This is a genomic window from Acetivibrio mesophilus, from assembly GCF_004102745.1.
Classification (GTDB): Bacteria; Bacillota; Clostridia; order Acetivibrionales; family Acetivibrionaceae; genus Hungateiclostridium; species Hungateiclostridium mesophilum.
In genome coordinates, this window is record NZ_RLII01000058.1 from 1 (window position 1) to 5,176 (window position 5,176).

Genomic DNA, 5,176 nt, shown 5'->3' on the forward strand with positions numbered 1-5,176 from the left:
TTAAGTACTATTTGTACTAAACTATAACGTAGTTAACGTCAACCCCTACTTTTATTTCAGGATCAAAACTCCGGGATGAGCTATATATGTACTCTAATGTATCGGCTTTCACCAACCCCGACTCTCTATAACAATCAAGTACATTTTATTCCCTTCATAGTCTTCTTGATATTAGTATACTTATATCAATGTTAAACTATTTTTCTCAAGTTGTCAATACAAATCTTTGGAATTTTTTAAAATTTTCCGCCGCTTTTTTGCAGCTACATTTTAAACCATAGGGCTGAAAAACCCAAATGCATGTATAACAACCTCTGAATACTCTTTGTTATCAGCTGTTCTTATCGCAAAAATAGCTCCACACCATAATATTGAATAATAATCGGCAACAAAATAGCACAAGACCTTCATTCTTGGTATAATTGAGTTGTTAAAAAACAATAAGACAAAATGTAAAGGACCCATGCTCGACACTCTTACTTTACAACAATCAGCTTATGTCATCATATATTGAGCCTTTTACAGTGATCTTGATGCTATCTAAAACTATACCCTTTAATGCATCTTTTATTGATTTGTAGTCCACATCAGACATTCCATTTAAGTTTATGTCAGAAAGTCTAACTGTGATATAGTATTCTCCATCAGCCATTTTGGGGTGAGTGTAAAACTTTTTATTATCTTTGTTTATTATAATTGTAACCTTTGTCGTCTCAGTTATTTTAAATACATTTCCCCCTGCAACATACTCGCGGTATTTATACTTATTATAACTGTCCAAGCTACCGGACAAAGAATAACCTTCCATAGACATTTTCCAATAGTCGTGACTTCCGTTTTCATTTTCATCATCCACCATTTTGGAATTATGCACTATCTCCTCCACTACCTTTTTGTAGCGACTAGAGTCTTTGCTTCTGTCTAATACAGTTATCAGTTCTTCGCCGCCTATACCCTTGTTGTTTTTTGCGGTCAATACTCCAGGGTCTGTATAGGACCCATTTGCAATATTTACAGCCTGGTTGTTAGCATCAATATATACCAGATTTGATTCATATCTGAGGGAGTTGATTAGTGCATTCACAAGCTCTTTATGCTCTTTTGTGTCATCCTGGTTATTCTTGTAGTTAACAGTTGTGACTTCAAATGTATATGTACCTGTCGGATTAAAGTAGTAGCCTGATTTTATCGGATAGTCGTAATCCTTCATGCTTATGTCTGTGGCAAATACAGCCTTGTCGTAAAGTGAGCTGTCGTATTTCATTCTGCTAGCTGCATCCCGGGCTTGTCTGTAATCCTGAGCCATTGAGCTGGTTACATCCCAGTCGACATCAGCACTGCACTGATGCACAAATTGCCTTTCGTATTTGCCAGGCACTGATTTCCATACTGTTGGATTTTCATTTACATCTAGATCGCACATATAGCGTATTACGTTGAATTTAATAGGATTGTTTGTCCACAGCATTCTTGCTTTTAAATCTGTGTCATAATTATTACTTATTTTATTTTCAAACTTCTTTTGGTTCAAATCCTTTTTACCGTTGTATACATATGTGTTTATTTCTATCGGCGCATTTCCACTTCGACTGCTGCTTGCATAGCCCGTTTCGTCTCTATAACCTGTACAACCTTCCATTTCACAATTTTCATGTTTATTACATTTCGTTGTATATTCATACTTTTTCGATACAGAAACATAATAGGTCGTGTTCGGAGTTTTTGTTACTGTATTAGTAATCTTTTCGCTAACTAGCCAGTTTTTCTTTTCTGGATCATCTCCAAAGTCACTTCTCTCAATTTTAGCTTTTACTTTTGGCAGACTTACAGTTACTTCGTCTCCATTATCCTCAACAGTTTCACTTCCAACCTGATGATTGTGCAATAATTTTGTATCCACATTAACATTCAGAGCATCTACTTTGGCCTCTCCACTCCACCAAGCACCACTTGTCTTATTTAAACTAAATTTAATACCCTCATCAGCCAATGGATAGCTTATATCTCTAGACAAAGCATAATATGGCAAATCAAATTTCTTGACCGCCGAATTTATAGGCTTTTCAGCTTTAACTACTGTAGAAACAATATTATTTTCCGTATCACTTTCCAAAGGCTTTTTCCCGTCTTCATTAATTGCAAACTCTATATACACATCACTGTCAGGCATTGTAAACTCAGCATATAAACACACTTCCTTATCTTCTGCTGATATATTTATAGTGCCGCTTTGCTCCTTTGATGAACCGGCAAATTCAAGTTTGTATATCTCCGCATTCAACGGGATATTTTTGACATCACCATTTTTCGTAGCAATATTCCATTTAAAGTCAACTTCTTCCAGGTCTGTATCGAAGTATGATTTGACTTTTATCCCCACCAATACTCTATCGCCTTCTGTCGAGCTTCCGGGTATCTTATAGAAACTAACATCCAAATCATTGTCAACCATATCAAATGGCTCTATGAGAAACGACTTATAGTTGAGGTTGTTATATCCGTTCCAGTAGTAAAATGCTATGCCTAACCCCCATGCATGTTCTGTCGGAGGTTGTATTATATACAGAAAGTCTTCAAAATTGTCCTTTAATGCTTCCGGTACATCAACTGCATTTTCTACGAAGTAGTTTCTCTTGCCCACATAAAGTTCAGCATCATTAGGTCTAAATCCGTTAACTTTGATCCATTTTTTTATATAGTCAAGAACATTATCTGATAGTGTTCTTTCTATAATCTCCCCATCTTCACTATGTAGATACTTAACATTTCCACCATCCCATGGTTCCTTAACCCACATCTTATCCTTCGCAGCATGCCCTTCATTATCATATGGAAAAACAGGATTTGGGAAAACCGAACCATCTATTGCATATCCCAATGCACGATATTCGTCCTTATCATCAACTTTTTTTACTATATCTCTTCCTTTTGTTGTCGTTTCCTTGCTTGCTTCTACACTATCACCATATACAAATACGGGTCTATCCGAGAATGTATCCGAACCGCATTGGGCAAGCTTATCATTTATACTCATGCCATTTATTTGTAATGAATAGTAATTCTCATAACCCATTTTTCTTAATATAAAATCATTAGCATCACCTATTGCTTCCTTTGCACTCTTATAACTTATTGCATATGTATTCATCAACAAATGAGGTGCTAAAATACACAATGATATTATGCAGTATAATATTTTTTTCATCAGATTTTACCCCCCTTAAAATTTTATAACGCATAGCTCAAAGAAAATTTTTCTTACATCTGAGTGTTTCAACGAGGCGTTAGATATGCTCACAGCCTAAAAGGCAAACCGGTATCAGTCACCTTTATAAGTAAAAGATACCGTTCGCTTCTTTATAAATTTACTTTCACGTCCTAATAAGGTTTGTATCCTTTTATATATATATATAGGGTAATTGTAGATCCTCTAATTGGCCAAGATTTAGGCATATACATATATTGACCTGTCTTTTTGTCATAAAAATATCTTTCTTCAATAACATCCGTATCCTTTACCTTTGTCCTTACAAGCCCCATAATTTCTTTTACTGTATCTTCACTAAGCCTTTGTAATAATATTTTTTCCATATCATCTTTCTGCTTCTCAACATCTTTTCTTAAAAATGCTATTGTAAACGTTGCTTCATAGTTTGAACCCTCCCTTGAACCAGCAACCGCTAAATCTATATTCTTTGGCACAATAAATCCAGCTACTTCCCTTGTATCACCTTCATCTACCACTTTGCCTACGTCATCTGTATCAATATACACTGTTTTAATTTCCTCTTTCCACCTAACAGTTGCACCAAATGCTTCTGCCACATAGCGGGCCGGTACAAATGTTCTTCCGTCTATCAACAATGCCTCTGTGTCCATTTGCTTTTTTTGCCCATCCAACTGATATTCCTTTTTCCCAATAAACAGCTCTAGTGTTGTTCCACCCATTTTGAATACTGCCTTTTTCGCATTTCCATCCCAAGTTACTGTTGCTCCTATGGCTTCACCAATAAACCTTGACGGTGTCTGTGTTCTACCGTTTGCATCAATGAATGGTTGCGCATCCGGAAAATTCACCTCTTCGCCATCTACAACTACGCGAAGCGGTATATTAATTGCGTGGCTCACATTTGTTAAAAGAATGGTTAATACAAATACTGTTAACATTGATACTACTAGTCTTTTCATTATTAAACCTCCAGTTTTTATTATAGTCCTTGCTCTCATAAAAGCATTAAGCATATACTTAACTCCCCTCACCTATACGTATATATACATTCATAACATCACTATTTGTAACTGACCGCCCCAATAGCTCACGTGAGAGCGCCCAATCACATTTTTATGTTTATGTTAGGAGACTTTTTTCATCAGAATAATATGTTCCTGCCCATTTACCCAAACCTTCTTTAGCCATTTCTTCATATCTCTTACTTCCTCCCGGGCATATGGTTTCATCAGCCCTTTAAAGCTTGCATATACTCTAATTACTATATAGTTTCCATGATCAACCTTCCTTATATCCCAAAATTACTCTAATATTGGATTATATAATTCTGAAGTTTTGCCATTATATTCAATATACCATGTTTTAAAGTCTATATAATTGGGCTCACCACTTGTCTCAGACGAAGAAAAAATACTACATTTAAAATGTTCATTATTATCTATGTATGTAAAAACAATTCTTAATCTATAAAAACTATACTTATATCTTTCAGCATGGTATTTTTTTAAATCGTTAAATACCTTTTCCGACTGTATATATTTTGTCGTCCAAGAAAATACGCTGTCTATTTCTTCTTGAGTTGCTTTTCTGTTTAAAGTATAGTTAATACGAAAACTTACAGGTGTAATCCTGTCTAAGTTCACATCATCAACAAATGAATAGTTACTCATAGAGTTTTTCTTAAAATCCTTCCACCCTTCTACTGGCGGACTACTGTTCATATAAATAATTACTAATGCAATTATTGAAATAAAGCAAATAGATACAAGTATCCAAACAACTTTTTTTCCGGTTTTCATTGATAATCCCCCTTGAAGGTATAGTTAGTGTAAAGTAAATTACACTAGTTATATATTGAATATGCTATTTATCAACGGTTTCAAAGTTTTTTGATATAAAAAAACAATGACCCCCTTTTTTCTGATATAATTGAGTTCACCACAAACA

Annotated in this window: 3 protein-coding genes; all 3 read right to left on the bottom strand. The window is 34.9% G+C overall.

What is annotated here, in order from left to right:
• Positions 1–490: 490 nt before the first annotated feature.
• Positions 491–3,205 (bottom strand): hypothetical protein, encoded by a 2,715-nt coding sequence (locus EFD62_RS16995; RefSeq protein ID WP_128706560.1) that lies wholly within the window; start codon positions 3,203–3,205, stop codon positions 491–493.
• Positions 3,206–3,378: 173 nt separating this feature from the next.
• On the bottom strand, positions 3,379–4,188 hold the full coding sequence (locus EFD62_RS17000; RefSeq protein WP_069196307.1) for a copper amine oxidase N-terminal domain-containing protein: 810 nt from the start codon (positions 4,186–4,188) through the stop codon (positions 3,379–3,381).
• A gap of 342 nt (positions 4,189–4,530) precedes the next feature.
• Positions 4,531–5,028 carry a hypothetical protein gene (locus EFD62_RS17005; protein ID WP_069194485.1) on the bottom strand — a complete coding sequence of 166 codons (498 nt, stop codon included), beginning with the start codon at positions 5,026–5,028 and terminating at the stop codon, positions 4,531–4,533.
• Positions 5,029–5,176 lie beyond the last annotated feature (148 nt).